The organism is Denitromonas ohlonensis (genome assembly GCF_007625205.1).
Lineage (GTDB): Bacteria > Pseudomonadota > Gammaproteobacteria > Burkholderiales > Rhodocyclaceae > Nitrogeniibacter > Nitrogeniibacter ohlonensis.
The window spans coordinates 64,449-85,496 of record NZ_VMNI01000012.1 but is presented as its reverse complement, the minus strand read 5'-3'; the positions used below and the strand labels follow the sequence as shown (position 1 = coordinate 85,496).

The window sequence follows — 21,048 nt, the reverse complement described above, 5'->3', positions numbered from 1 at the left end:
ATACGGAGTGGACTACGCCAAGCGCATGACCGATTGCACGGCGGGCCCGGAATCGGCGAAACAAGTGTGAATTTGTGTGGCGCGGGGGTGTTCAGCCCAGTGTGGCGGCCTGAATCAGCGCATAGCGCAGCAGTTTGCCGAGCGCCATCCATGCCGCGCAGGCGATCGGGGGCAGACGCAACCAGCCAGCGGCGGCGCACAGGGCATCGCCCACGACGGGCGCCCAGGCGAGGATCAGCACCGGCGCGCCGTGGCGTTCGATCCACGCCGCGCGCGGTGGCGTGGCGCCGTGCGGAATGGCCCGTGCCATGGCGTAGGTCGTCATGCCGCCCAGGGTGTTGCCAACGGTGGCGAGCGCCAGCGCCGGCCAGGCCTGGTCGGGATGCAATTGGAGAAAGCCGGCAAACACCAGCTCCGATCCGCCGGGCAGCAGCGTGGCCGCCAAAAAGCTGGCGACAAACACCGCACCGAGGCCGGCGTCGGGGCCGGGGTCGAGCCAGGTGAGCACTTCCATGAGGACTCGCGGATCAAGGGGGAGGAGATTGTCTCCGATCTGGCGGCGGATTGTGTCTTGCCGCGCTGCGCCATGCCCTGCTACCGTGCACGTTTCCCTTGAAGTTACAGGCTTTTACGATGAGCACCGCGCACCCTGACTATCTTGAACGCATCCTCAACGCGCAGGTGTACGACGTCGCCATTGAAACGCCGCTCGATTTTGCCCCCAGCCTGTCGGCCCGGACCGGCAATCACATCTACTTCAAGCGCGAAGACCTGCAGCCGGTGTTCAGCTTCAAGCTGCGCGGCGCCTACAACAAACTCAGCAAACTGTCGCCCGAAGCCCTGGCGCGCGGGCTGGTGTGCGCCTCGGCCGGCAACCACGCTCAGGGTCTGGCCTTGTCGGCGCAGAAAAAGGGCGTGCGGGCGGTCATCGTGATGCCCACCACCACGCCGCTGATCAAGGTGGACGCGGTGCGTCGCCGCGGCGGCGAAGTGGTGCTGGCCGGCGAGAGCTTCTCTGAGGCCTACACCCACGCCAAAGAACTCGAAGCCGCCGAGGGCCTGACCTTTGTGCACCCCTTCGACGACCCGGAAGTGATCGCCGGTCAGGGCACCGTCGGCATGGAAATCCTGCGTCAGCACCCCAAGCCGATCGAGGCCATCTTCTGCTGCGTGGGCGGCGGCGGGCTGATCGCCGGCATCGCGGCCTATGTGAAGCGCGTCCGCCCCGAGATCAAGATCATCGGTGTGGAGGCGATCGACGCCGACGCCATGACCCAGTCGCTGGCGGCCGGTCATCGTGTGGTGCTCGATCAGGTCGGCCTGTTCGCCGACGGCGCGGCGGTCAAGGAAGTGGGCGAAGAAACCTTCCGCCTGTGCCAGCTGTATGTGGACGAGATGATCCGGGTCGATAACGACGCCATCTGCGCCGCCATCAAGGATGTGTTCGAAGACACCCGCTCCATTCTTGAGCCTGCCGGCGCATTGGCCGTGGCCGGCGCCAAGGCCTACGCCGCGCGCGAAGGCCTGCGCGACGCCGCGCTGGTGGCGGTGGCCTCGGGCGCCAACATGAACTTCGACCGCCTGCGCTTCGTCGCCGAGCGCGCCGAGGTCGGCGAACAGCGCGAAGCCGTGCTGGCGGTCACCATTCCCGAGCAGCCCGGCTCCTTCAAGCGCTTCTGCAGCCTGCTGGGCAACCGCAACATCACCGAGTTCAACTATCGCTACGCCGACAGCCGCGAGGCGCACATCTTTGTTGGCGTGTCGGTGCACAACCGCGAGGAGTCTCGCGCGCTGGTCACCAATCTGGTTGCCGAAGGCCTGCCCTGCATGGACCTGACCGATGACGAGATGGCCAAGAGCCATGTGCGCTACATGGTCGGCGGCCATGCCCCGCAAGCCGACAACGAAGTCCTTTATCGCTTCGTCTTCCCCGAGCGCCCCGGTGCGCTGATGAATTTCCTCACCAACCTGCGCTCGGACTGGAACATCTCGCTCTTCCATTACCGCAACCACGGCTCCGACTCCGGCCGGGTGCTGGTTGGCATGCAGGTGCCCGCGGGCGACAAGGCCGCCTTCCAGACCTTCCTCGACCGGCTCGGCTACGAATACGCCGACGAAACCGCCAACCCGGCGTATCGGATGTTTCTCGGCTGAGCGGTGCGCCGGAAGAAAGCCGGCAGCTGCCGGCTTTTTTTGGAACGCTGGCCTGTCAGGCGCCGCCGAGCATTTCGTAGACATCGTGTGACATCACCGCCAAAAAGCTGACCAGACCCAGGTAGATCAGCGCGTACTCGGCGCGGGTACCGGCCGGCGTGGCGGCGTAGTAGTCGGCCGGCATCGCGTCCTCACCCTTGAGCGCGCGCCAAAGCTGCGGTGCAGCGAGTAATGCGATGAGGATCAGCATCGGGCTGGGGCGCCAGAAGAACAGGCCGATGAGCAGGGGGGCGCCGAGCAGCCACATCTTGCGCGAGATGACGGCCGTCATCCGTCCGCCATCGAGTGGCGGCACCGGGATCAGGTTGAACAGATTGAGGAAGAAGCCCGAGTAGGCCACCGCCAGCAGCAGCTGACTGCCTTCGTTGCGCGCCAGAAAATAGCAGGCCAGCGCCGCCACGGTGCCGGTCAGCGGCCCGGCCATGCCGATGTAGGCCTCGGTTTCGGCGTTCATCGGCTGCTCCTTGAGTTCGATCCAGGCGCCGACAAAGGGGATGAAGGTCGGTGCGCCGACATCGAGGCCGCGCTGGCGGGCGGCAACGTAGTGCCCCATCTCGTGACACAGCAGCAGGGCGATGAAGCCCACGGCGTAGCGCCAGCCGTAGATGCCGGCATAGACGAACACTGACAGCAGCATGGTGCCGCCGGTGGTCAGCAGCTTGCCGAATTTGGCCAGTTTGGCGCCCCCCAGCAGGAGGGCGATCAGCGCCTTCATTCAGTCGGCCGATTTCTTGTTGAACAGCTTGCGCAGGCCCGCGCCGAACCCGAACACGGCGATCGCGGCGATCTTCCAGAATTTGGCGAGGAACAGCCCGGCCGTGGCCAGCAGGCCGATTTTCTTGGCGGCAACGCCGCCGACCAGCGCCGCCAGACCGTAGGCGGCAACGCTGTCGGTGTCGGCGTTGAAGTCGGCGTAGCGCTTTCCCTCGTGAAAGCTCAGGGCATCGAGCATCTGCCCGGCGATCGGCTTCTGGCTCTCCACGTTGGCCAGGTCGGTGACCAGATTCATCGAGATATAGCCTTCGCGGCCGAGCTGGTAGGTGTTGTAGTTCACCCCCGGACTGCTCTGCTCCGCCGGCGGTTGTTTGTCGCGCAGGCGGGCCGACCATACCAGGCGCTGGTGGGCGGCGTCGTAGCGCGGTGCCTCGACCCAGCCGTCTACCACGAATTCCGGGAAACCTTGCTGGCGACGCATCTCGTTGCCGGCCTCGGTGCCGTCCTTGAGATTCTGCAGCAGGGCCTCGGCATCCCAGTCGCGGGCGTCGTCGTCCTTGATGTACCCGGCGGCGTCGTAACGGACGCTCATGAAGCCCGCCATCTGCTCGCCGATGACCAGGCCCATGAAGCCGTCGTCGGTCTGGTTGCCCATCGCGCGCATCAGGCGGGCACCTTCGGCCGCCGGGATGAAGGCAAAGCCATTGGGTAGCGCCAACTGGGCCTGATTGCCGAGCATGACGTGTTGCGGGCCGGTGATCTGCGCCGCCGTAGCGGCTATGGACGCGGCTTCGAGCTCATTGGCCGTGTCGGCCTGAGCGAGGCTGGGGATGACACACCCCAAGGCGAGGATTGCCAGCAGAGTGCGGAGGCGGCGGAGCAGCATTGTGGAACGTCCTGTCAGAGGAAAAGTGGTTGGAGAATATTACCCATATCGCGTTAAGAGAGTAAGGAAATATTCCACTTGGGTTGGTGCATATCTGACAGGCGGCGGCGCCATGGTGTGAGTCGGCGGTCGCCTGCCGGGCACGCCCGAAAACGGCTCGCCGCTGTCGGAGTGTGTGCGCTGCCCGTCAGGCTCTGTCAAGCGACCGATCGGGTGACGACGCAAAGATTGCCGCCACATCGCGATTGACGCCACCCCGCCGCCGCTCTACGCTCAGCGTCCCAACCCCCTGAGAGTTCGCGCCATGAGAGCAAGTCAATTGCCAGCGGTCGCGAGTGCACTGCGCCATGCTCTGGCCCTGGCTGCATTCGTTTTTGCCCTGCCCGCCGGGGCCGAGGCCGTCCACCCGTGGGTGACCGAGTCGCCCCGGCTGGAGAAGAACGCCTATTTTTCAAACCTGACATCCGGCGACGTGGTCGACAGCCCTTTCCTGGTCAAATTCGGGCTCTCCGGCATTGGCATCGCGGGGGTCAGCAAGCCGGTATCGCATACCGGCCACCATCACTTGATGATCGATCGCGAGTTGCCGCTCGACTTCACTCAGCCGCTGCCCTTCAACGACCAGTATGTGCACTTCGGCAAGGGCCAGATGGAGGTGGTGCTCGAGCTGCCGGCCGGCAGGCACGCGCTGCGGCTGGTGTTCGCGGATGACAAGCACATTCCCAATTTTGTGTACAGCGACGTGCTGCACATCGAAGTGCGCGGGCCGAGCGGGCACGACAAGGCTGCGCTTACGGCGAAGTCGGTCGAGATCTTGACGCCGAACGATGGCGCGCGTGTCACGGCGCCCTTCTTGCTCGGCGTGCACGCCTCCGGTTTCAACGTCTCGCACACCGACATCAAGGAAGCGCAAACCGGTCATTTTCGCGTCAAGCTGCACACCGCCGAGGGCAAGACCGAGGTGATCACCTTGGCGGATGGCCGCACGCAGGTCTGGTTGAACCCGCCGGCGGGCGCCTACACGGCGGAGCTTGAGCTGGTCAGCAATACGCAGCCGGTGCGTACGCTCGGCAGCGCCCCCAGCCGGCGCTTTACCGTCATCGCGCGTTAAATCCGCTCCGATCGGCCGCCCCGCGGCGGCCCGGTGTTCGTCATGCGCATGGGCTATAACGCAGTGACTGAACACCGTTTTGATACCGGGGAGGACATTTGCATGGACACCGATCAGCGCGGGCTGTTTTCACCGATCCGCATCGGTACGCTCGACCTGCCGGGCCGCCTGTTCAAGACCGCCACGGCCGAAACGCGGGCCACGCCCGACGGTTTTGTGAGCGACGCGGTGCTCGACTTCTACCGGCCCATCGCCCGTGGCGGCACGCCGCTGATCATCACCGGCAATATCTACGTCAGCCGGCAGGGCAAGTCCGCGCCCTTTCAGCTCGGCGCCGATGATGACGACAAGATCCCCGGCCTGGCGCGGATGGTGGCCGAGGTGCACGCCCACGGCGGGCGGATGTTTGCCCAGCTCAATCACTGCGGCCGTCAGGTGGTGCCCAATTTCGTCGGCGCCACCGAGGTCGTGTCCGCCTCCGCCACCAAAGACCTGCTCACCGGCACCCGCCCGCGCGAAATGAGCGTGGCCGAGATCCGCCAGATCGTGGCCGACTTTGCCGCCGCCGCCGAGCGCTGCCAGAAGGCCGGCTTTGACGGCGTGCAGATGCACTCGGCCAACGGCTACCTGCTCAGCCAGTTTCTGACGCCTTACACCAATCGCCGTCAGGACGAGTACGGCGGCAACCTCGAGCGCCGCACCCGTTTCGGTCGCGAGGTGCTGGCCGCCATCCGCGCGCGGGTTGGGGCGGACTTCCCGGTCATCATCAAGATGAACGGCGCCGACAAGCTCCCCCTGCGCGACGGCCTGAAAACCCATGAGCTGGTGCAGATCGCCAAGATCATGGAAGCGGCCGGCGTCGACGCGGTCGAGATCTCAGTCGGCCATTACGAATCGGGCTTTCCCATGGTGTGCGGCAGCTTCGGCCGCTGCCTGCGCCACATGGTGCAGGGCAGCATGGCGCACCTGCCGTGGCTGCGGCGTTGGGCCATGCGCGTGTTTCGCCCGCTGGTGGCGCTGGCTTCCAACGTGCTGTGGCCGGGCCGCGAAGGCTTCAACCTCGACTACACGCCCGACTTCAAGGCCGCGCTGAACATTCCCGTGATCTGCGTCGGCGGCTTCCGCACCCGCGCCGCCATGGAAGACGCGCTGCGGCACGGCCTGTGCGACGCGGTCTCAGCCGGCCGGCCTTTCATCGCCGATCCCTATTTCTTCCGCCACCTGCACGACAACACCCCCGGCCCGCGCTGCGTGGATTGCAACGGCTGCGTCGGCCACCTCGGCGCCCAGCCCGCCGACTGCTACCACCCCACCGTGCGGGCAGAAAAGGACGCCATGTTGGCGGGGGAGTGAGTCGCTAGGGTTTGGCGGGCGCCTTGAGCTCGACCATGATGGCGTGCGTCGGGGTGCTGCCGGTGTTCGTGCCGATGTGGGTCTGTGCCGGCGAATACATCACGTCGCCGGCTTTGAATTCGCGCTGGATGACTTTGCCGTCGGGCAGGGTGATGCTGCGTTTGAAGGGGCTGACGGCGTAGAGCACGAAGGCGGGGTGGTGATGCGGGTGGGTGGTTTCGCCGGGCAGGTCGCGGTATTCGAGGACGCGGACCTGTTCGTTCTCGAGCACCAGCGTGTATTTGTCACCGTCGGTGACGACGGGGTCTTGCGCAAATGCGTTCGACAAGGCCAGCGACAGCACGAGGAGAGCGGGGGTTCGCCGCATGAGACACCTCTCAATCAGGGCGCGGGATGGTTCGAACCTGTGGCGCCCGATGCGAGTGGGCAGACAGGCGCTGCGTCGCGGCGAAGCGGTGCTGAGCCTGCGATGACGTAGTGTCAGCATAGACCCGGTGCGGGTACTGGCAAGCCGTGTGTTGGGCAGTGTGGTGGTGGGCGTTGATGCCGCCGTTGGTCCTGCAAGCGCTTGTGGGGCAAGGCAATTGCGCGGCAAAGCATTACACTCTGCGTCTTCCGAGGGGTTTACGGTGTTCGAACGCGGCGTTTTTGATGCCGCGCGCCGCTGCGCTTCGATGTTCAATGCGCCGCTTGCGCGCAAACAAAGGTTTTTCAGATGCACATTTTTCGTGATGCGGACGCCCCGCTTTTACTGGCCACGCTGATGGCGTCCAAGCGCCGCGCGGCCGATCTGGTTGGTGTGATCGCCGCGCTGGATCTGATCCTCGAAGGCGCGATTCCGCCCTCGCCCAAGCTGATTGATTCTTTCGGACGCCTGTCCACGCATGGTCTGATCGCCGAGCTTGACGGGGGCTATGTGCTCACCGCCGAGGGCGAGAAAATGGTGGTCGGCCTGCCCAAGAAGGCTATATCGGACGAACGGGTCGACAGCATTCGCGAGGATCTCGCCGGTTATCCGCAAGCCGATGACCACCCGGCCGTGGTGCTGACGGTCGAGGCCATTCATGCGGCCATCAAGACGCACAGGGCGTCGAAATCCGGCACCGGCCGCAACATGCTGATGCCCAAGACCAAGGCCGCCGAAGCCGCCGCCAAACGCGCCGGTCAGTGGCGCCACGCGGCTGCCGCGCGTCGTCGCAAGGCGGCGCGCTAAGCCGTCGGAAGGCGTGATTCAGGCCGCGCAGCGTAGTACGCAGACGCATCGCGGCCGGGACTGAGTCACTCGTTTTTTTCAGGCGGCTCGTTCGTGCCTCCCGCCGTCTGGCGCGGCGCACAAGTTTTTTTCGGTGTTGTCCCCGCGAGGCGGGATAATTCGGCATGACCGATATTGTCCCGACCCCCGATACCGCGGCCGAGCCGCTTGCCGCGCCGGCAGCCGCGCCCGCCACCCCGTTTACCGAACTGCCCTTGTCGCCCGCCTTGCAGGCGACGCTGGTGCAGCTCGGCTATCTCAACATGACGCCGATCCAGGCAGCCAGCCTGCCGGTGGCGCTGGCGGGGCATGACATCATCGCCCAGGCCAAGACCGGCAGCGGCAAGACCGCCGCGTTTGCGCTGCCGCTGCTGACCAAGCTGAATCCGCGCTGGTTTGCGGTGCAGGCGATGGTGCTGTGCCCGACGCGCGAGCTGGCCGACCAGGTCACGCAGGAGATCCGCCGCCTGGCCCGCGCCGAAGACAACATCAAGGTGCTGACGCTGTGCGGCGGCACGACGATGCGCCCGCAGCGCGACTCGCTGGCGCATGGCGCGCATGTGGTGGTCGGCACGCCGGGGCGGATCATGGACCACCTGGAGCGCGGCAGTCTGACTCTGGATGGGCTCAATACGCTGGTGCTGGACGAGGCCGATCGCATGCTCGACATGGGCTTTCATGACGACATCGTGTATGTGGCCAAGCATTGCCCGGCCGAGCGCCAGACGCTGCTGTTTTCGGCCACGTATCCGCCGGCGATCGCCGCGCTGGCGAGCCGCTTCCAGCGCAATCCGCAGGAGGTGAAGCTGCGCGAGCAGCACGCCGACAGCAAGATCCGCCAGCGTTTCTACGAGATCAAGCATGACGAGCGTCTGCAGGCCGTGGGCGTGCTGCTCAAGCACTATCGGCCGGTCAGCACGCTGGCCTTCTGCAACACCAAGCAGCAGTGCCGCGATCTGGTCGAGGTGCTGCAGGCTCAGGGCTTTCATGCGCTCACCCTCAATGGCGACATGGATCAGCGCGAGCGTGACCAGGTGCTGATCCAGTTTGCCAACCGCAGTTGCTCGGTGCTGGTGGCGACCGATGTGGCCGCCCGCGGGCTGGACATCGCGCGGCTCGAAGCGGTGATCAATGTGGACGTGACGCCCGACCCCGAGGTGCACATCCACCGCATCGGCCGCACCGGTCGTGGTGACGAAGACGGCTGGGCGCTGAGCCTGTGCAGCCCGGCCGACAAGCGCCGGGTCGGTGCGCTGGGGCAGCAGATGGATACCGAGCCGGAGTGGCATACGCTGGGCTCGCTGCAAAGCGGTAACGACGCGCCGCTGGTGCCGCCGATGGTGACGCTGCAGATTCTCGGCGGGCGCAAGGAAAAGATCCGTCCCGGCGATGTGCTTGGCGCGCTCACCGGCGAAGCCGGCTTTACCCGCGAGCAGGTCGGCAAGATCACCGTGACCGATCAGAGCACCTATGTGGCCGTGGTGCGCGAGATTGCCGACGAGGCGGTGCGCCGGTTGGGGCGCGGCAAGGTCAAGGGCAAGTCCGTGAAGGTGCGTGCGCTGACCGATTGAGCGGGGGCCGAAAATGCCTGTTGAAGCGGCGTGCGGCGGCGTCTAGGCTGGGATCGAAACCCCGGCCGGATGCCGACGGAGCTCATCATGCGCACACCCGTTTTTTTCATGATGCTGACACTGCTCGCCGGCGCGGGCGCGGTGGTCAGCGCACCGACGGGTTTATCGGCGGCCGAGCAAGCCGCCGCCTTCAAGGCCGCCGGCTTCACCCAGCGCGGAGGTCAGTGGCGCAGCGGCTGCGATGACCCCGGCACGCCCAGCTACAGCCCCGGACAAATCGACCAGATTGTCGATCTCAACGGCGACGGCCGGCCCGAAGCGGTGATCAGCGAGGGCGGTACCTACTGTTACGGCATGACCGGCAGCGGCTTCTGGATCGTCAGCCAGCAAGCCGGCGGTGGCTGGCAGAAGATCACCGCGTCGGTCGGTCTGCCGGGCTTTCTCGCCAGCCGGGGCGTGGATGGCTGGCCCGACATCCAGATTGGCGGGCCGGGCTTCTGCTTTCCGGTCCATCGCTGGAATGGCAAGGCCTACGGCCTGCATCGCCACGAGTACGAAGGCAAGCGCTGCAAGCTGCGGCGATAGCGCCGTGCGCCGTCGCAGTCACACGTCTGTCATCTTCGGAACTTCTTAATCCGGTTATCATCTCAGCCATCCCCTGACCGGAGATGTGCTCGATGAGTGCCGATAGTTTCACGCGTGATATTGCCCGTGACCCCCATCTTCATGACGAGTTGCTCGACAGCTTTGATGAAGAGCTGGAGATGGAACTCGACGACTATCGTATGGAGGCCTTGCTCGATCACGACACGCGGGGCGCCGATAGCGCCGAACGCGACATGGATCGCCGGCTGTATTTTCAGGAACTGATCCGGCTACAGGGCGAACTGGTCAAGCTGCAGGACTGGGTGGTGCACCACAAACTCAAGCTGGTGGTGCTGTTCGAGGGGCGCGACGCGGCCGGCAAGGGCGGCGCGATCAAGCGCATCACCCAGCGCCTCAACCCGCGTGTGTGCCGGGTCGCCGCGCTACCCGCGCCGAGCGAGCGCGAGCAGAGCCAGTGGTATTTCCAGCGTTATGTGAATCATCTGCCGGCGGGCGGCGAGATCGTGCTGTTTGACCGCAGCTGGTACAACCGCGCCGGCGTGGAGCGGGTGATGGGCTTTTGTTCGGACGACGAATACGAAGCCTTTTTCCGCGACGTGCCCGAGTTCGAAAAGATGATCATTCGTTCGGGCATCATCCTCGTCAAATACTGGTTCTCGGTCACCGACGACGAGCAGAACCGCCGCTTCCAGATGCGCATCCACGACCCGCTCAAGCAGTGGAAGCTCAGCCCCATGGACATGGAGTCGCGCCGTCGCTGGGAGCAATACACCATTGCCAAGGAGGTGATGCTCGAGCGCACGCACATCCCCGAGGCGCCATGGTGGGTGATCCAGCCCGGCGGCAAGAAGCGCGCGCGGCTCAACTGCATCCACCACCTGCTCAGCCAGATTCCCTACCAGGAAATTCCGCATTCTGCGGTCGAGCTGCCGGCGCGGGTGTACAACAGCAACTACATCCGGCATCCGGTGCCGGACGAGATGTTCGTGCCACCGGTGTATTGATTTGATGGGTTGGCGCGCCAGTCAGTCATCGGCTGTGCCGGCGCCCGCCCACAGCGGCGCGCCGCCCGCGGCCAGATAGGCCAGATAGGCGCGCAGATCGAACTCCCACTGATGGTAGGCCGGCGCCATGTGCCGGCACAGCTGGTAGAAGGCCTTGTCGTGCTCGCGCTCTTTCATGTGCGCCAGCTCGTGCACCACGATCATTTCCAGAAACGCCGGCGGCATGTCCCGAAACACCGTCGCCACGCGGATCTCCCGCTTCGCCTTGAGCTTGCCCCCCTGCACCCGGGATATCGCCGTGTGCGTACCCAGCGCATGCGCGATGACCTGCAGCTTGCTGTCGTAGGCCACCTTGCTCAGCGGCCCGGCCGTGCGCAGATGGGTGTTTTTGACGTCCAGCACATAGTCGTACAGCGCGCGGTCGGTGCGTACGGCATGTGCGTCCGGGTATTTGCGGCGCAAGACCTCGCCCAGCGTGTCGGCCGCGATCAGGTCGGTGACTTGCGTGACCAGATGGGCGGGGTAGCCGGCGAGGTAGTTGGGTGGGGGCTTGGGGCGCATGGCGAGAGCGGGATGGGCAGTCTGGGCCATTGTAGCGGCTGCGCGGCGTGGGGCATCGACGGCGCGCCCATTGATAGCAATCAAAGCCTTTGTGGTAATACCAGAGTAAATTGATCGACTTTACATCGCGAGACTGAGTACGCCGTGCAGCGAGACTGCGGCGTGAAGGTGTGCGACATGGCCAAAAAATTCCCGCTCCATCCCAAGCGTCCCGAGCGCATCTGCTGGGGCTGCGACAAATACTGCTCCGCCGACGCGCTGATGTGCGGTAACGGCGCGGGCCGTACGCTGCATCCGGCCGAGATGCTGGGCGACGACTGGTACGAGCACGGCGATTGGGGGCTGGATGTGGATACGCCGGTAAAGGACCCCTCTGATGACGGCAAGTGAAGCGCGCCGGTCTCCAGGGGCGGTCCGGATGGCGATGGCGAGCGGTTTGGAGGTGGTCGCGCCCTGATCACTTCGCCGGTCGCGACGGGCGTTGCGTTGCGCGTCAACGCCGCCTGGATGGAATAAATTCGCACCGCCCGGTGTTTGCTCCGAGTTGGCGTTGTCACACAACGCACGCCACATTTTGGCCTTGCCCGCGTCCTTGGCGGCGCGGCCCCCACTCGGATCAACCAGGACTCTCGCATGCGACGACATACCGTAAACCTTCTTACCTTCACCGGCCTGATGGTCGCCGCAGCGACACCGGCCTTGGCCTCAGACAATGTGGTGTCGGCGGACGAGGTGATTTCCGCCATCGAGGCGGTGTTTGGCGCGGTGCCGGGCGAGCGCCGCAACCACACGAAAGGTAGTTGCGCCGTGGGCGAATTCGTCGGGCGTCCGGCAGCCTCCCGCTACACGCGGTCGGCGCTGTTCTCCGGTGCGGCGGTGCCCGTGGTTGCGCGGCTCTCGCTTTCCGGAGGGAATCCGGCGGCGCCGGATACTGCACGGAGCGGTCGCGGGATGGCGCTGGAGTTCAAGTTGCCGGACGGATCGCTGCATCATATGACGATGTTGAATGTACCGGTGTTTGGCGCCGCGCATCCGCAGACCTTTCTTGATCTGATGCGAGCGATGAAACCGGATCCCGCCACGGGCAAACCCGACCCGGACCGACTGCGCGACTTCAAGGCCAGCCACCCGGACGCGCGCCCGCTCGGCGAGTACATGGCCAGCCACAATCCGCCGACCAGTTACGCCAATGCCGCGTTCTGGGGCATTCACAGCTTCAAGTTCCTCAATACCAAGGATGAGACCACGATCGTTCGCTGGCGCTTTGTGCCGCAGGACGGCGAACAAGCGCTGTCAGCGGACGAATTGAAGACCGCAGGCGCGAACTTCCTGGAGAAGGCATTGATCGAGCGGACCCGGCGTGGCCCGGTGCGCTGGGACATGATGCTCACAGTTGGCGTCCCGGGCGATCCGGAAGACGACCCGACGCTGGCCTGGCCCTCTGAGCGCCCGGAGGTGAGCGTGGGGACGCTGAGTCTCCATGCGGCGACCCCGCAAAAAGGCGCGGCTTGCGAGGGAATCAACTTTGATCCGCTGGTGATGTCTGATGGGATCGCGCCGACAAACGACCCGGTGCTGCTGTTCCGTTCGCCCACCTATGCCATTTCCTTTGGCAAGCGCTTGAGTGGACACTAGGCGGCGAGAGGTGGTCGCGGTGGCGGCGGGCCTCCGCCGCCCGCGAGCCGCCCTCGTTGCGTATCGGTCGCAGCGCTGAGGCGGCCAACGCGATCGATTCCTTCGGGCGGTCACGTGCAAGGCGCTATGATGGTCGTCTTTCCTGCTTCCGGCGCCCGCCATGACCTCCCCCCTGACTGATCAACTCGCGACCGCCTTGTCGGCGCGTGCGCCGCTTTTCGAACGTTTGGCAGAAGAGGGTACGGAGGCCTACCGGGTGTTTCATGGCAGCGCCGAGGGCGCGCCCGGGCTGACGGTAGACCGTTACGGAGACGCCCTGCTGGTGCAGACCTTTCATCAGGCGCTGAGCGCAGACGATCTGGCAGCCATTGAAACGTTCTATGCCAAGGCCTACCCCGGCCTGCCGGTGATCTGGAACGACCGCAGCGCGGGCAATTCACGGGTGTCAAATGAACTGAATGCCGCGCAGTCCGAAGCCGCGGCCTTGCCGCGCGAGTTCTCCGAGTTGGGCGTCAAGTACCGCTTTCAGGGCCGCCACGAGGGGCAGGACCCCTGGCTGTTTCTCGATCTGCGCGCGGCGCGGCGGCGGGTCATGGCCGAGGCCGCGGACAAGTCCGTGCTCAACCTGTTTGCCTACACTTGCGGTGTTGGCGTGGCCGCGGCCAAGGCCGGTGCGAAGCATGTGGTGAATGTGGATTTTTCCGCCTCCAGCCTCGCCGTGGGCAAAGACAATGCCCGCCTGAATGATCTGCCGATCCGGGTGCGTTTCGTGAAGAGCGATGTGTTCCCGGCGCTGCGTCAGCTGGCGGGGCAGGGGCAGTCCAAAGTCGTGCGGGGCAAGCGCATGCCGCCCTTCCCGCCGCTGGAGGGGCGCCAGTTTGATCTGGTGTTTCTGGACCCGCCGCGCTACGCCAAGAGCCTGTTCGGCGTGGTGGACCTGGTCAACGACTACTCCGCGCTGTTCAATCTGGCGCTGCGCACCACCGCCGAGGGCGGCACGCTGATCTGCTGCAATAACGTGGCGCAGGTGGCGCGTGAGGACTGGGTGGACCAACTCCAGCGCAGCGCGAAAAAGATCGGCCGACCGGTGCATGCGGTGGAATGGATCGAACCGGAATCCGATTTCCCGAGCCCGGATGGCAATCCGCCCTTGAAGGTCGTGCTGTTGCGCGTGTGATCCGCGGCTGAGGTCACTAGGTGAACAGCGCCTGGAAGTGTTGGCCCTGTTCGTCCTGACCGACCGGCACGAGAAACAGCTCAAGTGTGCCGACGCGGGCATGCGTGAGTCGCACCAGGCCTTGCGTCAGCCCGAGTTCGCGGGCCGCCCGAAAAACCAGCGAAAACGGGTCGGCGCGCGGCGCGCCCGGCTGGGTCGGTAGCGCGGCGGCTTCGACCAACGCAAGGCTGGCCGTGGCGTGGGGGCCGTCCAGCGCGAACGGCTGTCCGATCAGGGGGGTGAATAGCGCGAGTGTGATCGCGGTGGGCATGCGCGTCTCCTGTGCGGTGGATTGTCGGCGCCGATGTCGGTGTTGGCGCCGGCTGGCCTTGCGATGACGACAGCTTACGCTAAACTGGTTTCGTCGCTGACCCGCCGGCCGTGCCTGCGACGCTGCCCGGCCCGCGACTGGGAGTATGCCCATGCGAGATCCGACGCCATCACAGGAAGCGCCCGCACGCAAGCGGCCGCCGCTGCGGCCTGCCTTGCGCCTGGGCCTGCAGTTTGCGCCCGAAGGCCTCGCACGGGATCTCGCCCGCCTGCAAGCCAGCCCCTGGACCCCGCATTTCAATACCGATCTTTACCACGGCGACTGGAGCGGCCTGGCGCTGCGTGCGCCAGCGGGCGCCAGACATGCGGTCGAGGTATTGCATAACGCCCCCGGCCTGAACGATTTCGCCGACCTGCCGGTGCTGGCCCGCTGTCCGCACTTCAAGGCGGTGGTCGACGCACTGGCGTGTGAGGTCAGCGCGGTGCGCTTGCTGCGACTGGCGCCGGGCGCGCGCATTGCCGAGCATCGCGATCACGATCTGGGCCATGCCTTTGGCGAGGTGCGACTGCATCTGCCCATTGTCACCAATGCGGCAGTGGACTTCCGGGTGGCTGGCGCGCGGGTCGTCATGCGCCCCGGCGAGCTGTGGTACATCGACGCCAGCGAGCCGCACGCGGTGCGCAACGACGGGGCGGCGGCGCGGGTGCATCTGGTGGTCGATTGCCACCTGAATGACTGGCTGGAGGCGCAGCTCCAGGCGGCCGAGCCGGCACCGGCGGCGGCCCAGAGCGCACACGCGCCGGCGGTGTCCGAGCCGATGGCGGGCTGGCCGAGGGTGTCACACGAGCCCGACGACATCACGCCACGGATTCTGGATTTCTTGCGCCGTATCGGCGTGCGTGTCAGCACGGCGGATCTGCCCGGGAAAAGCTTCCTGCCGGGGATCGAGATCGAGGCCGGGGGGCTGCGGGTCGATCCGTCGCGCCTGCAGCATCCCGGCGATCTGTTGCACGAGGCCGGCCATCTGGCGGTGTTGCCGCCCGACCAGCGCTGCCAACAGGGCGCCGAGGTGTCGAATGATCCCGCGCAGGAGATGATGGCTATCGCCTGGTCGTGGGCGGCGCTGACCCACCTGGCGCTATCGCCCGAGGTGGTGTTTCATGCCGACGGCTACAAGGGCGACGCGCAGTGGTTGATCGATACCTACTCGGCGGGCACCTTCATTGCGCTGCCGATGCTGCAGTGGATCGGGCTGAGCGCCGATCCGTCACATGCCGAGGCGCTGGGCATCGCCCCGTATCCCCACATGATCCGCTGGTTGCGGGAGGAGGAGGCCACGCATGACGCCATCGAGCACTGACACGCTGGCGCTGCGGGCCATTGATGCGGCCGACGACGCCTTCGTTTTCGAGGTGTTTTCGGCCACGCGGGCGGCGCCGTTTCGCCAGGCCGGGCTGCCTGAAAGCGTGATCGGGCCCTTGCTTGAGCAGCAGTATCGCGCGCAACAATCGCAATACCGTGCGCAGTTTCCCGGTGCGGATTTCGATCTGGTGATGGTCGATGGCGTGGCGGTCGGGTATGTGTATGCGCTGCGTGGGCTGTCGCACTTTGCGCTGATTGATGTGGCCTTGCTGCCGGCACACTGCGGGCAGGGCATTGGCAGCCGCGTGGTCGGCGCCCTGATCGCCGAGGCGGACGCCGCCGGCCTGTGCCTTAGCGCCCACGTGGCCAAGGGCGGCCGCGCCTGGCGGCTGTGGCAGCGCCTGGGTTTCGACGCGGTCGGCGACGATGGCGTGTATCTGGCTATCGAACGCCGGCCTGTCCGGTAGCGGGTGAGCCGCGCTGAGTTAGTTGCGCGAGGGGAAAACGCCTTGTAGCGCGATGATGAAATTCACGCACTGAAAGGGCTGTACGTTGGTGTGGGACTGCCCGCCGCCGGCGTTGCCGATGGCGCCCGCATTCATTGCCGTGGTGGCCGGGCCGCTGCTGTAGGTGGCTGACGAGGCGCCGGCGTCATCGGCCCAGAAGTTGCCGGCGGCGTCATTGCTGTTCCCGGCCGGGGCCACGGCGTTGGCCGCGTGGTTGTGGGTCGGGAGCTGCTGCGCTGTCAGCGTAACGTCTTCTACGCCGCTGCGCTCGCCAAGACTGCGATTGCTCAAGCCGGGCCCGTTGCCCGGCTGCATGGGGATGCGCCCGCGCAAGTCGGGCAGGGCAAAAGTGGTTCGGCCGTCGCCGCCATAGATGGTGCCCAGCAAGGAAAACAAGGCCTGGTTCTGGTTGATGGGCAGCAACTGGCCATCGCACAGGGCGTAACCGCGCGGGGCAAAGTTGCCGCCGAACATCTTGATTTGACCAACAAAGGGCGAAGACATGTTCTGGCTCCTGTGAATCGAGGAAAGGGCTGAGCGATGTCAGCGGCTCAGGCCATCAGGCCGAACTGCGCGATATAGCTGCCCGCGACCGAATCGGAGGGTGTCAGGTGCACCAGCATCGCGCCTGTTTCAGGATGGTAGAGGCGGTAAAGCGCGGGCGTGAGCGGATTGGCCGCCAGATCGTCGGTGCCGCGCAGCAGCAGGCCGAATTGCTCCAGCCCCGGGCTCTGTGGCCCGTCACGGACCTCGGCCAGGGTGAGCCGCAGGGCTTCGCCGCGACCCGACAGACAGCGAAAATTCGCGTCCATCAGGGCCTCGAAGCCCGCTTTTGACAGCTTGCGTGAGGGATGGGCGTCGTTGCTGCCGGCCGCCATCAGGCGGGTCGGCGCCACCAGTGCTGCCGCCCCCAGCGCACAGGTGTTGAGAAAATCGCGTCGGTCTTTCATGAGTCTTCTCCGTGTGGGCATCGTGTTTCGATGCGTCATGCGACAGCCGGGCGGCTGTTCGTCGGCGACATGCCGCGACTCAGTTTCTGGAAGGGAAGACGCCTTGCAGGGCGATGATGAAACTCACGCACAGAAAGGGCTGTACGTTGGTGTGAGACTGGCCGCCGCCGGCGTTGCCGATCGCGCCGGCGTTCATCGCGGTGGTGGCCGGGCCACTGCTGTAGGTGGCTGAGGCAGCGCCCGCGTCGTCGGCCCAGAAGTTGCCGGCCGCATCGTTGCTGTTGCCCGCTGGCGCAACGGCGTTGGCGGCGTGGTTGTGGGCAGGGATCTGGTTTGCGTTGAGCGTAACGTTTTCGACGCCGGCTTTCTCGCCCAGCCGTCGGGGGCTCAAACCGGGCCCGTTGCCCGGATGCATGGGCAGTCGGCCGCGTAGGTCGGGCAAGCCGAAAGTGGTGCGGCCGTCGCCGCCGTAAGTGGTGCCGAGAATGGAAAAGAGGGCGGTATTCTGCGCGATGGGGAGTAACTGCCCGTCGCAGAAGGCCCAGCCGCGGGGGGCGAAGTTGCCGCCGAACATCGTGATTTCGGCAATGAAGGGATCGGACATGGTGCTTCTCCTGTGGGGGTGGTGGCGAGCGCCTCGCCGGCGGAGCCGGTCGAGCGGTGTTGCGATGGCCAAACCTGACCAGTCAATGAAGCGGTGTTGCCGCGGTCGTCCGGGAAGGGAGGCTCCCCGGCGACCGGTTCTGGTCTATTCGACGGCGGGGATCAAGGGTTCCGGCGCCGACGCCATGCCAGCGCCGACAGTCCCAGGCCGAGCAGGACGAGCGATGCCGGTTCGGGCACGTCATTGGGGTTGGGGGGCATGCCCTCACGGGTCTCGATGGTCAGCATCGAGAAGATGTAGTGCGCACCATTGAAGGTGGTGGCGCTGACCGGATTGTTGGGGTCGCAGCCGGGCAGGAAGGGGAGGCACTCTTGCAATCCGGGGCCTTGCAGATTGAGCACGATCGACGCGCTGCCGTCGGCGAGGGCGCCGGCCAGGCTGAGCAGATCGAGCTGGTAGACGTTGTATTCGTTGTTGCTGCCGCCGGAGGCATTGAACAGCGTATTGAGGTTGCTCGTCAGGTCGATGCCGTCGACGGTGAACAGCAGTACCTGATCGCCCGCGGCGGCCGAGTCGTGGTCCACCAGGCCGATGTCGAGTGTGGCGCTGATGATCGGGTCGGCGATTGGTGCGTAGGTGAATGTCCAGGCGCCGGTGGCGCTGGGGCCGATGACCTCATTGCCCAGGCCGGCGTTGAATGGGGCGGGTTGGCCTGACTGCGCGGCAAGAATCTGGGGGACCAATGCCGGCGTGTCGCCATCATTGAACCCCGGGGCGGTGTTGCCGAGCGAGGTGGTCATGACGGCTGCGGATGCCCCGCTGGAGGCCGCCAGAATGCCGGCGGCGAGAGTCAGTGCGCTGAGGGGATGCTTCATGTGGTGGGCCTCTCCTGGAGTGAGCAGCCAAAGCGATCTGCGCGGGTGAAGCCTGGTACGAGCTTGCGACAAAAATGAGGGGGGGTTGTGCTGCGCAGCGTTTGGGGCGGGCGGTCGGTGTGATGTCCAGCGCCTGGAGTCGAGCAACATTCAAGCCAAAACAGATATTTGTATAACAATCAGCGGTTTGAAAAAAAGTGTGTCGACGCGTGTCGGTAATGCGTAAAAAATCTCGACAGCGTCATGGCGTGGTGATGTTGCGCTGCGATAGCGATACGAGATCGTGGCGGGTGGTCTGCGCCCATGGCGATCGCGGTGGCGCGTCGGCTGCGCGCAATTCCGACCAACTTGAGCCAGAATGAAGCATGAATCCGTGGCGAAGCCCGCTTCTTGCGGTCATTTTTGTGGCGCTGTCGGGTGCCGAGGGGGCGCTGTCGGCCGAGGATGGTGTCGATCTCAATATTGCCGCCGGCCGGCTGAGCTTGAGTGCGGACGCCGCGTCGCTGCCGGTGGTGCTGGCGCAGGTCGCGCAGGCGACAGGCGCACGTCTGACGATTCGCGGGCCGTTGCCGACCGAGCTGCGGCGATGGCAGTTGCACGCGGTGCCGGTGGCCGAGGCGGTGGTCCAGATTGCCAGGCCGTGGAATATTCTGGTGGTGCCGGGCGGTGCGCGGGGGGTGCGCGAGATCGTTGTTTTTGGTGCCGCCGATGTCCAGCCAGTATCGGCGCCCGTCACCGCGCCTTCGGCGCGCCGAATCGATGAAGTGTGGCAGAGCCCGCCGGCGCCAGACGCCGAGACCATGGCGCGGCGCGAGGCCGTCGCGGCACTGAGTGGCGAGTCCGACGACGCCAGTCTGCGGGCGCTGGATGCGGCGCTGGGCGACCCCGACGCGGGCGTCCGGCTGGAGGCGCTGCGTGGGCTGGGCCGGATGGATTCCGACGCGGCGATCCGCCGGGTCGGTCAGGTGGCGCTGGGTGCCCGCAACCCGGCGGAGCGGTCGGCGGCGGTGCAGCTGCTCGAAGCGAGCCGCCAGGAACTGGCGCAGGTCATGCTCGCGGCGGTTCGGGGGCGCAGTGACGAGGCTTTTGGCGATCGCTGAACTGCGGGTGTGCCAGGGGGGTCAGCGTGCGAGGCGCGGCGCCAGCAGCAAGGCGCGCATGGCGCACCACAAGACCAAAGCATTGTTCACGTGCCAGCCAAAGTGCGTGCCGAGCGGGAAGGCGTCGCACACCACCAGATCGATGCTCCGACACAGCATGGACACACCGAACAGGGCGGCCGCGGCGGCGAGCCAGCGACGGGCGTGCGGCGTGGGGCAGATCACGGCGAGCGCGATCAGCGCCAGCCAAGGGCCGAGGTAGAGCTCCGAGCCGTTGAGCGCCGGGAGCGTCACGGTGAGCGCGATGGCCGCGCTGACGAGGAGCATGCCGAGCACCGCGACATTGGCGGCCATGTTGCGCCAGCCGATCAGTCGCACCAGTGCGCGCTGTAAAAACACGACCACAAAAATCGCGATGAAGACCACGTCCAGCACCGCGGCCCAGGTTTGCGCCACGGTGTGAAAGACCGCGCTGCCCAGGCCGACCGCCCCGATCAACCCGGCCAGCGCGCGCAGGTCGGCGGGTGTGCGGCGGTCCATGCGGCGCAACAGCCACGCGGCCACAATAATGAAGGCGAGGTTGGTGAGCGCGTTGACCGGTTCGGCCCACAGACTGGCATCGGTGCGTTCGCAATACACGTCGAGCGGCGCGCGCCAGTTCATGCCGCGTCGACGCGGTGGATGCCGGTGTCGGTGACCAGCCAGTGCATGGGGTGGTCATGCGGCTGGGGGTGGGTGGTGTCGACGCGGCCGAGTTCGAAGCCGACGCCGATGGTCTGCGGCGCGGGCGAGAGGGCGGCCAGGGTGCGGTCGAAGTAGCCGCCGCCGTAGCCCAGGCGATAGCCTGCGGCGTCAAAGGCGTTGAGCGGGATCAGGATCAGTTCGGGGTGCAGCGTGGCACCGCTGGCGGGCATGAGAATGCCATGGCGGTCGGGAACCATCTCGCTGGCCGGTGTCCATTGGCGGAATGTCATGGGCTGACCGGGCGCGATGACGATGGGCAGGGCCGCCGAACGGGCCGCGTCGGCCGCCAGCCAGCGTTGCACGACGGGCCGCAGATCGGGCTCGCCGCGATACGGCCAGCAGAAGGCCAGCGTGGTTGGCGCGAGCCGCGCGAGCAGCGCCTCGACATGCGTTTGCAGCGCGGCTTCGAGCGGCGCGCGCGCGTCGGGGCCGAGCGCTTCGCGGGCGCGGATGGCGGTGTCTCGCAGGTGTTTGCGGGCGATCTCCATTTCGCTATCCAGAGCAGGTTTTTGC

Annotated in this window: 25 protein-coding genes; 13 read left to right on the top strand and 12 right to left on the bottom strand. The window is 66.0% G+C overall.

What is annotated here, in order from left to right; genetic code table 11:
• Positions 1–91 precede the first annotated feature (91 nt).
• Complete coding sequence (locus FHP89_RS12990; RefSeq protein WP_144177481.1) at positions 92–514, bottom strand: YqaA family protein; 423 nt, start codon at positions 512–514, stop codon at positions 92–94.
• Between the two features lie 119 nt (positions 515–633).
• Between FHP89_RS12990 and ilvA the strand changes: the two genes are divergently transcribed.
• The gene (gene ilvA / locus FHP89_RS12985) at positions 634–2,154 is read left to right on the top strand and encodes a threonine ammonia-lyase, biosynthetic (RefSeq protein ID WP_144177479.1); all 1,521 of its coding nucleotides are present in this window, start codon (positions 634–636) and stop codon (positions 2,152–2,154) included.
• Positions 2,155–2,209: 55 nt separating this feature from the next.
• On the opposite strand, the gene FHP89_RS12980 is transcribed toward ilvA, so the two are convergent.
• Positions 2,210–2,929 carry a site-2 protease family protein gene (locus FHP89_RS12980; protein ID WP_144177474.1) on the bottom strand — a complete coding sequence of 240 codons (720 nt, stop codon included), beginning with the start codon at positions 2,927–2,929 and terminating at the stop codon, positions 2,210–2,212.
• Entirely contained in the window at positions 2,930–3,814 is an 885-nt protein-coding gene (locus FHP89_RS12975) for a DUF2167 domain-containing protein (RefSeq protein WP_144177466.1), read from the bottom strand.
• A 304-nt stretch (positions 3,815–4,118) separates the two neighbouring features.
• On the opposite strand from FHP89_RS12975, the gene FHP89_RS12970 reads away from it, so the two are divergent.
• Entirely contained in the window at positions 4,119–4,925 is an 807-nt protein-coding gene (locus tag FHP89_RS12970; protein ID WP_144177457.1) for a DUF4399 domain-containing protein, read from the top strand.
• A gap of 102 nt (positions 4,926–5,027) precedes the next feature.
• On the top strand, positions 5,028–6,278 hold the full coding sequence (locus tag FHP89_RS12965; protein ID WP_144177448.1) for an oxidoreductase: 1,251 nt from the start codon (positions 5,028–5,030) through the stop codon (positions 6,276–6,278).
• Between the two features lie 4 nt (positions 6,279–6,282).
• Here the strand turns inward: FHP89_RS12965 and FHP89_RS12960 are convergent, their stop codons facing one another.
• Positions 6,283–6,645 carry a cytoplasmic protein gene (locus tag FHP89_RS12960; protein WP_144177446.1) on the bottom strand — a complete coding sequence of 121 codons (363 nt, stop codon included), beginning with the start codon at positions 6,643–6,645 and terminating at the stop codon, positions 6,283–6,285.
• A gap of 348 nt (positions 6,646–6,993) precedes the next feature.
• Between FHP89_RS12960 and FHP89_RS12955 the strand changes: the two genes are divergently transcribed.
• From FHP89_RS12955 to ppk2, 4 genes are all read left to right on the top strand, one after another.
• Positions 6,994–7,491 carry a hypothetical protein gene (locus FHP89_RS12955; RefSeq protein WP_144177444.1) on the top strand — a complete coding sequence of 166 codons (498 nt, stop codon included), beginning with the start codon at positions 6,994–6,996 and terminating at the stop codon, positions 7,489–7,491.
• Between the two features lie 164 nt (positions 7,492–7,655).
• Positions 7,656–9,101 (top strand): ATP-dependent RNA helicase DbpA, encoded by a 1,446-nt coding sequence (gene dbpA / locus FHP89_RS12950; protein WP_144177442.1) that lies wholly within the window; start codon positions 7,656–7,658, stop codon positions 9,099–9,101.
• An 87-nt stretch (positions 9,102–9,188) separates the two neighbouring features.
• Complete coding sequence (locus tag FHP89_RS12945; RefSeq protein WP_144177440.1) at positions 9,189–9,686, top strand: hypothetical protein; 498 nt, start codon at positions 9,189–9,191, stop codon at positions 9,684–9,686.
• A 92-nt stretch (positions 9,687–9,778) separates the two neighbouring features.
• A complete protein-coding gene (gene ppk2 / locus FHP89_RS12940) occupies positions 9,779–10,711 on the top strand; it encodes a polyphosphate kinase 2 (RefSeq protein WP_144177438.1) in 933 nt (310 codons plus the stop codon).
• A gap of 21 nt (positions 10,712–10,732) precedes the next feature.
• On the opposite strand, the gene FHP89_RS12935 is transcribed toward ppk2, so the two are convergent.
• The gene (locus tag FHP89_RS12935) at positions 10,733–11,272 is read right to left on the bottom strand and encodes a M48 family metallopeptidase (protein ID WP_144177648.1); all 540 of its coding nucleotides are present in this window, start codon (positions 11,270–11,272) and stop codon (positions 10,733–10,735) included.
• A gap of 177 nt (positions 11,273–11,449) precedes the next feature.
• Between FHP89_RS12935 and FHP89_RS12930 the strand changes: the two genes are divergently transcribed.
• The 3 genes from FHP89_RS12930 to FHP89_RS12920 all read left to right on the top strand — a co-directional run bounded on the left by FHP89_RS12930 (position 11,450) and on the right by FHP89_RS12920 (position 14,084).
• Complete coding sequence (locus FHP89_RS12930; protein ID WP_144177436.1) at positions 11,450–11,662, top strand: DUF3079 domain-containing protein; 213 nt, start codon at positions 11,450–11,452, stop codon at positions 11,660–11,662.
• A 243-nt stretch (positions 11,663–11,905) separates the two neighbouring features.
• Positions 11,906–12,907 (top strand): catalase family peroxidase, encoded by a 1,002-nt coding sequence (locus FHP89_RS12925; protein ID WP_144177434.1) that lies wholly within the window; start codon positions 11,906–11,908, stop codon positions 12,905–12,907.
• Between the two features lie 160 nt (positions 12,908–13,067).
• Positions 13,068–14,084, top strand: coding sequence for a class I SAM-dependent rRNA methyltransferase (locus tag FHP89_RS12920; protein ID WP_144177431.1), 1,017 nt, complete (start codon positions 13,068–13,070; stop codon positions 14,082–14,084).
• A gap of 16 nt (positions 14,085–14,100) precedes the next feature.
• Here the strand turns inward: FHP89_RS12920 and FHP89_RS12915 are convergent, their stop codons facing one another.
• The gene (locus FHP89_RS12915; protein ID WP_144177429.1) at positions 14,101–14,394 is read right to left on the bottom strand and encodes a DUF6916 family protein; all 294 of its coding nucleotides are present in this window, start codon (positions 14,392–14,394) and stop codon (positions 14,101–14,103) included.
• Positions 14,395–14,545: 151 nt separating this feature from the next.
• Here FHP89_RS12915 and FHP89_RS21070 point away from each other — a divergent pair, with 151 nt between their 5' ends.
• Together FHP89_RS21070 and FHP89_RS12900 are read left to right on the top strand one after the other, a co-directional pair.
• Positions 14,546–15,754 carry an aspartyl/asparaginyl beta-hydroxylase domain-containing protein gene (locus FHP89_RS21070; protein ID WP_222105392.1) on the top strand — a complete coding sequence of 403 codons (1,209 nt, stop codon included), beginning with the start codon at positions 14,546–14,548 and terminating at the stop codon, positions 15,752–15,754.
• The gene (locus FHP89_RS12900; RefSeq protein ID WP_144177427.1) at positions 15,735–16,223 is read left to right on the top strand and encodes a GNAT family N-acetyltransferase; all 489 of its coding nucleotides are present in this window, start codon (positions 15,735–15,737) and stop codon (positions 16,221–16,223) included. The genes FHP89_RS21070 and FHP89_RS12900 overlap by 20 nt, the downstream gene beginning before the upstream one ends.
• Positions 16,224–16,241: 18 nt before the next feature.
• Here FHP89_RS12900 and FHP89_RS12895 read toward each other — a convergent pair whose 3' ends face one another.
• The 4 genes from FHP89_RS12895 to FHP89_RS21065 form a co-directional block, all read right to left on the bottom strand.
• Positions 16,242–16,766 carry a phage tail protein gene (locus tag FHP89_RS12895; RefSeq protein WP_144177425.1) on the bottom strand — a complete coding sequence of 175 codons (525 nt, stop codon included), beginning with the start codon at positions 16,764–16,766 and terminating at the stop codon, positions 16,242–16,244.
• 47 nt (positions 16,767–16,813) lie between these two features.
• Positions 16,814–17,212: a DUF6916 family protein gene (locus FHP89_RS12890; RefSeq protein WP_186300290.1), complete on the bottom strand. Its 399-nt coding sequence runs from the start codon at positions 17,210–17,212 to the stop codon at positions 16,814–16,816.
• A gap of 79 nt (positions 17,213–17,291) precedes the next feature.
• A complete protein-coding gene (locus FHP89_RS12885) occupies positions 17,292–17,816 on the bottom strand; it encodes a phage tail protein (protein WP_144177421.1) in 525 nt (174 codons plus the stop codon).
• 161 nt (positions 17,817–17,977) lie between these two features.
• Positions 17,978–18,691: a PEP-CTERM sorting domain-containing protein gene (locus tag FHP89_RS21065; protein WP_222105391.1), complete on the bottom strand. Its 714-nt coding sequence runs from the start codon at positions 18,689–18,691 to the stop codon at positions 17,978–17,980.
• A 365-nt stretch (positions 18,692–19,056) separates the two neighbouring features.
• Here FHP89_RS21065 and FHP89_RS12875 point away from each other — a divergent pair, with 365 nt between their 5' ends.
• Complete coding sequence (locus FHP89_RS12875) at positions 19,057–19,791, top strand: HEAT repeat domain-containing protein (RefSeq protein ID WP_144177419.1); 735 nt, start codon at positions 19,057–19,059, stop codon at positions 19,789–19,791.
• A 21-nt stretch (positions 19,792–19,812) separates the two neighbouring features.
• On the opposite strand, the gene FHP89_RS12870 is transcribed toward FHP89_RS12875, so the two are convergent.
• A complete protein-coding gene (locus FHP89_RS12870; RefSeq protein ID WP_144177417.1) occupies positions 19,813–20,454 on the bottom strand; it encodes a ceramidase domain-containing protein in 642 nt (213 codons plus the stop codon).
• Positions 20,451–21,023: a 5-formyltetrahydrofolate cyclo-ligase gene (locus FHP89_RS12865; RefSeq protein WP_144177415.1), complete on the bottom strand. Its 573-nt coding sequence runs from the start codon at positions 21,021–21,023 to the stop codon at positions 20,451–20,453. The genes FHP89_RS12870 and FHP89_RS12865 overlap by 4 nt, the downstream gene beginning before the upstream one ends.
• Positions 21,024–21,048 lie beyond the last annotated feature (25 nt).

Excerpts from the sequence above, each read along its gene's own strand:
- FHP89_RS12890 (WP_186300290.1), bottom strand. The coding sequence starts at position 17,212 with ATGAAAGACCGACGCGATTTTCTCAACACCTGTGCGCTGGGGGCGGCA.
- FHP89_RS12945 (WP_144177440.1), top strand. The coding sequence starts at position 9,189 with ATGCGCACACCCGTTTTTTTCATGATGCTGACACTGCTCGCCGGCGCG.
- FHP89_RS12885 (WP_144177421.1), bottom strand. The coding sequence starts at position 17,816 with ATGTCCGATCCCTTCATTGCCGAAATCACGATGTTCGGCGGCAACTTC.
- FHP89_RS12970 (WP_144177457.1), top strand. The coding sequence starts at position 4,119 with ATGAGAGCAAGTCAATTGCCAGCGGTCGCGAGTGCACTGCGCCATGCT.
- FHP89_RS12960 (WP_144177446.1), bottom strand. The coding sequence starts at position 6,645 with ATGCGGCGAACCCCCGCTCTCCTCGTGCTGTCGCTGGCCTTGTCGAAC.
- FHP89_RS12900 (WP_144177427.1), top strand. The coding sequence starts at position 15,735 with ATGACGCCATCGAGCACTGACACGCTGGCGCTGCGGGCCATTGATGCG.
- FHP89_RS12915 (WP_144177429.1), bottom strand. The coding sequence starts at position 14,394 with ATGCCCACCGCGATCACACTCGCGCTATTCACCCCCCTGATCGGACAG.
- dbpA (WP_144177442.1), top strand. The coding sequence starts at position 7,656 with ATGACCGATATTGTCCCGACCCCCGATACCGCGGCCGAGCCGCTTGCC.
- FHP89_RS21065 (WP_222105391.1), bottom strand. The coding sequence starts at position 18,691 with ATGAAGCATCCCCTCAGCGCACTGACTCTCGCCGCCGGCATTCTGGCG.
- FHP89_RS12920 (WP_144177431.1), top strand. The coding sequence starts at position 13,068 with ATGACCTCCCCCCTGACTGATCAACTCGCGACCGCCTTGTCGGCGCGT.
- FHP89_RS12925 (WP_144177434.1), top strand. The coding sequence starts at position 11,906 with ATGCGACGACATACCGTAAACCTTCTTACCTTCACCGGCCTGATGGTC.
- FHP89_RS12965 (WP_144177448.1), top strand. The coding sequence starts at position 5,028 with ATGGACACCGATCAGCGCGGGCTGTTTTCACCGATCCGCATCGGTACG.
- ppk2 (WP_144177438.1), top strand. The coding sequence starts at position 9,779 with ATGAGTGCCGATAGTTTCACGCGTGATATTGCCCGTGACCCCCATCTT.
- FHP89_RS12975 (WP_144177466.1), bottom strand. The coding sequence starts at position 3,814 with ATGCTGCTCCGCCGCCTCCGCACTCTGCTGGCAATCCTCGCCTTGGGG.
- FHP89_RS12865 (WP_144177415.1), bottom strand. The coding sequence starts at position 21,023 with ATGGAGATCGCCCGCAAACACCTGCGAGACACCGCCATCCGCGCCCGC.
- FHP89_RS12980 (WP_144177474.1), bottom strand. The coding sequence starts at position 2,929 with ATGAAGGCGCTGATCGCCCTCCTGCTGGGGGGCGCCAAACTGGCCAAA.
- FHP89_RS12875 (WP_144177419.1), top strand. The coding sequence starts at position 19,057 with ATGAATCCGTGGCGAAGCCCGCTTCTTGCGGTCATTTTTGTGGCGCTG.
- FHP89_RS12935 (WP_144177648.1), bottom strand. The coding sequence starts at position 11,272 with ATGCGCCCCAAGCCCCCACCCAACTACCTCGCCGGCTACCCCGCCCAT.
- FHP89_RS12870 (WP_144177417.1), bottom strand. The coding sequence starts at position 20,454 with ATGAACTGGCGCGCGCCGCTCGACGTGTATTGCGAACGCACCGATGCC.
- FHP89_RS12955 (WP_144177444.1), top strand. The coding sequence starts at position 6,994 with ATGCACATTTTTCGTGATGCGGACGCCCCGCTTTTACTGGCCACGCTG.
- FHP89_RS12930 (WP_144177436.1), top strand. The coding sequence starts at position 11,450 with ATGGCCAAAAAATTCCCGCTCCATCCCAAGCGTCCCGAGCGCATCTGC.
- ilvA (WP_144177479.1), top strand. The coding sequence starts at position 634 with ATGAGCACCGCGCACCCTGACTATCTTGAACGCATCCTCAACGCGCAG.
- FHP89_RS12895 (WP_144177425.1), bottom strand. The coding sequence starts at position 16,766 with ATGTCTTCGCCCTTTGTTGGTCAAATCAAGATGTTCGGCGGCAACTTT.
- FHP89_RS12990 (WP_144177481.1), bottom strand. The coding sequence starts at position 514 with ATGGAAGTGCTCACCTGGCTCGACCCCGGCCCCGACGCCGGCCTCGGT.
- FHP89_RS21070 (WP_222105392.1), top strand. The coding sequence starts at position 14,546 with ATGCGAGATCCGACGCCATCACAGGAAGCGCCCGCACGCAAGCGGCCG.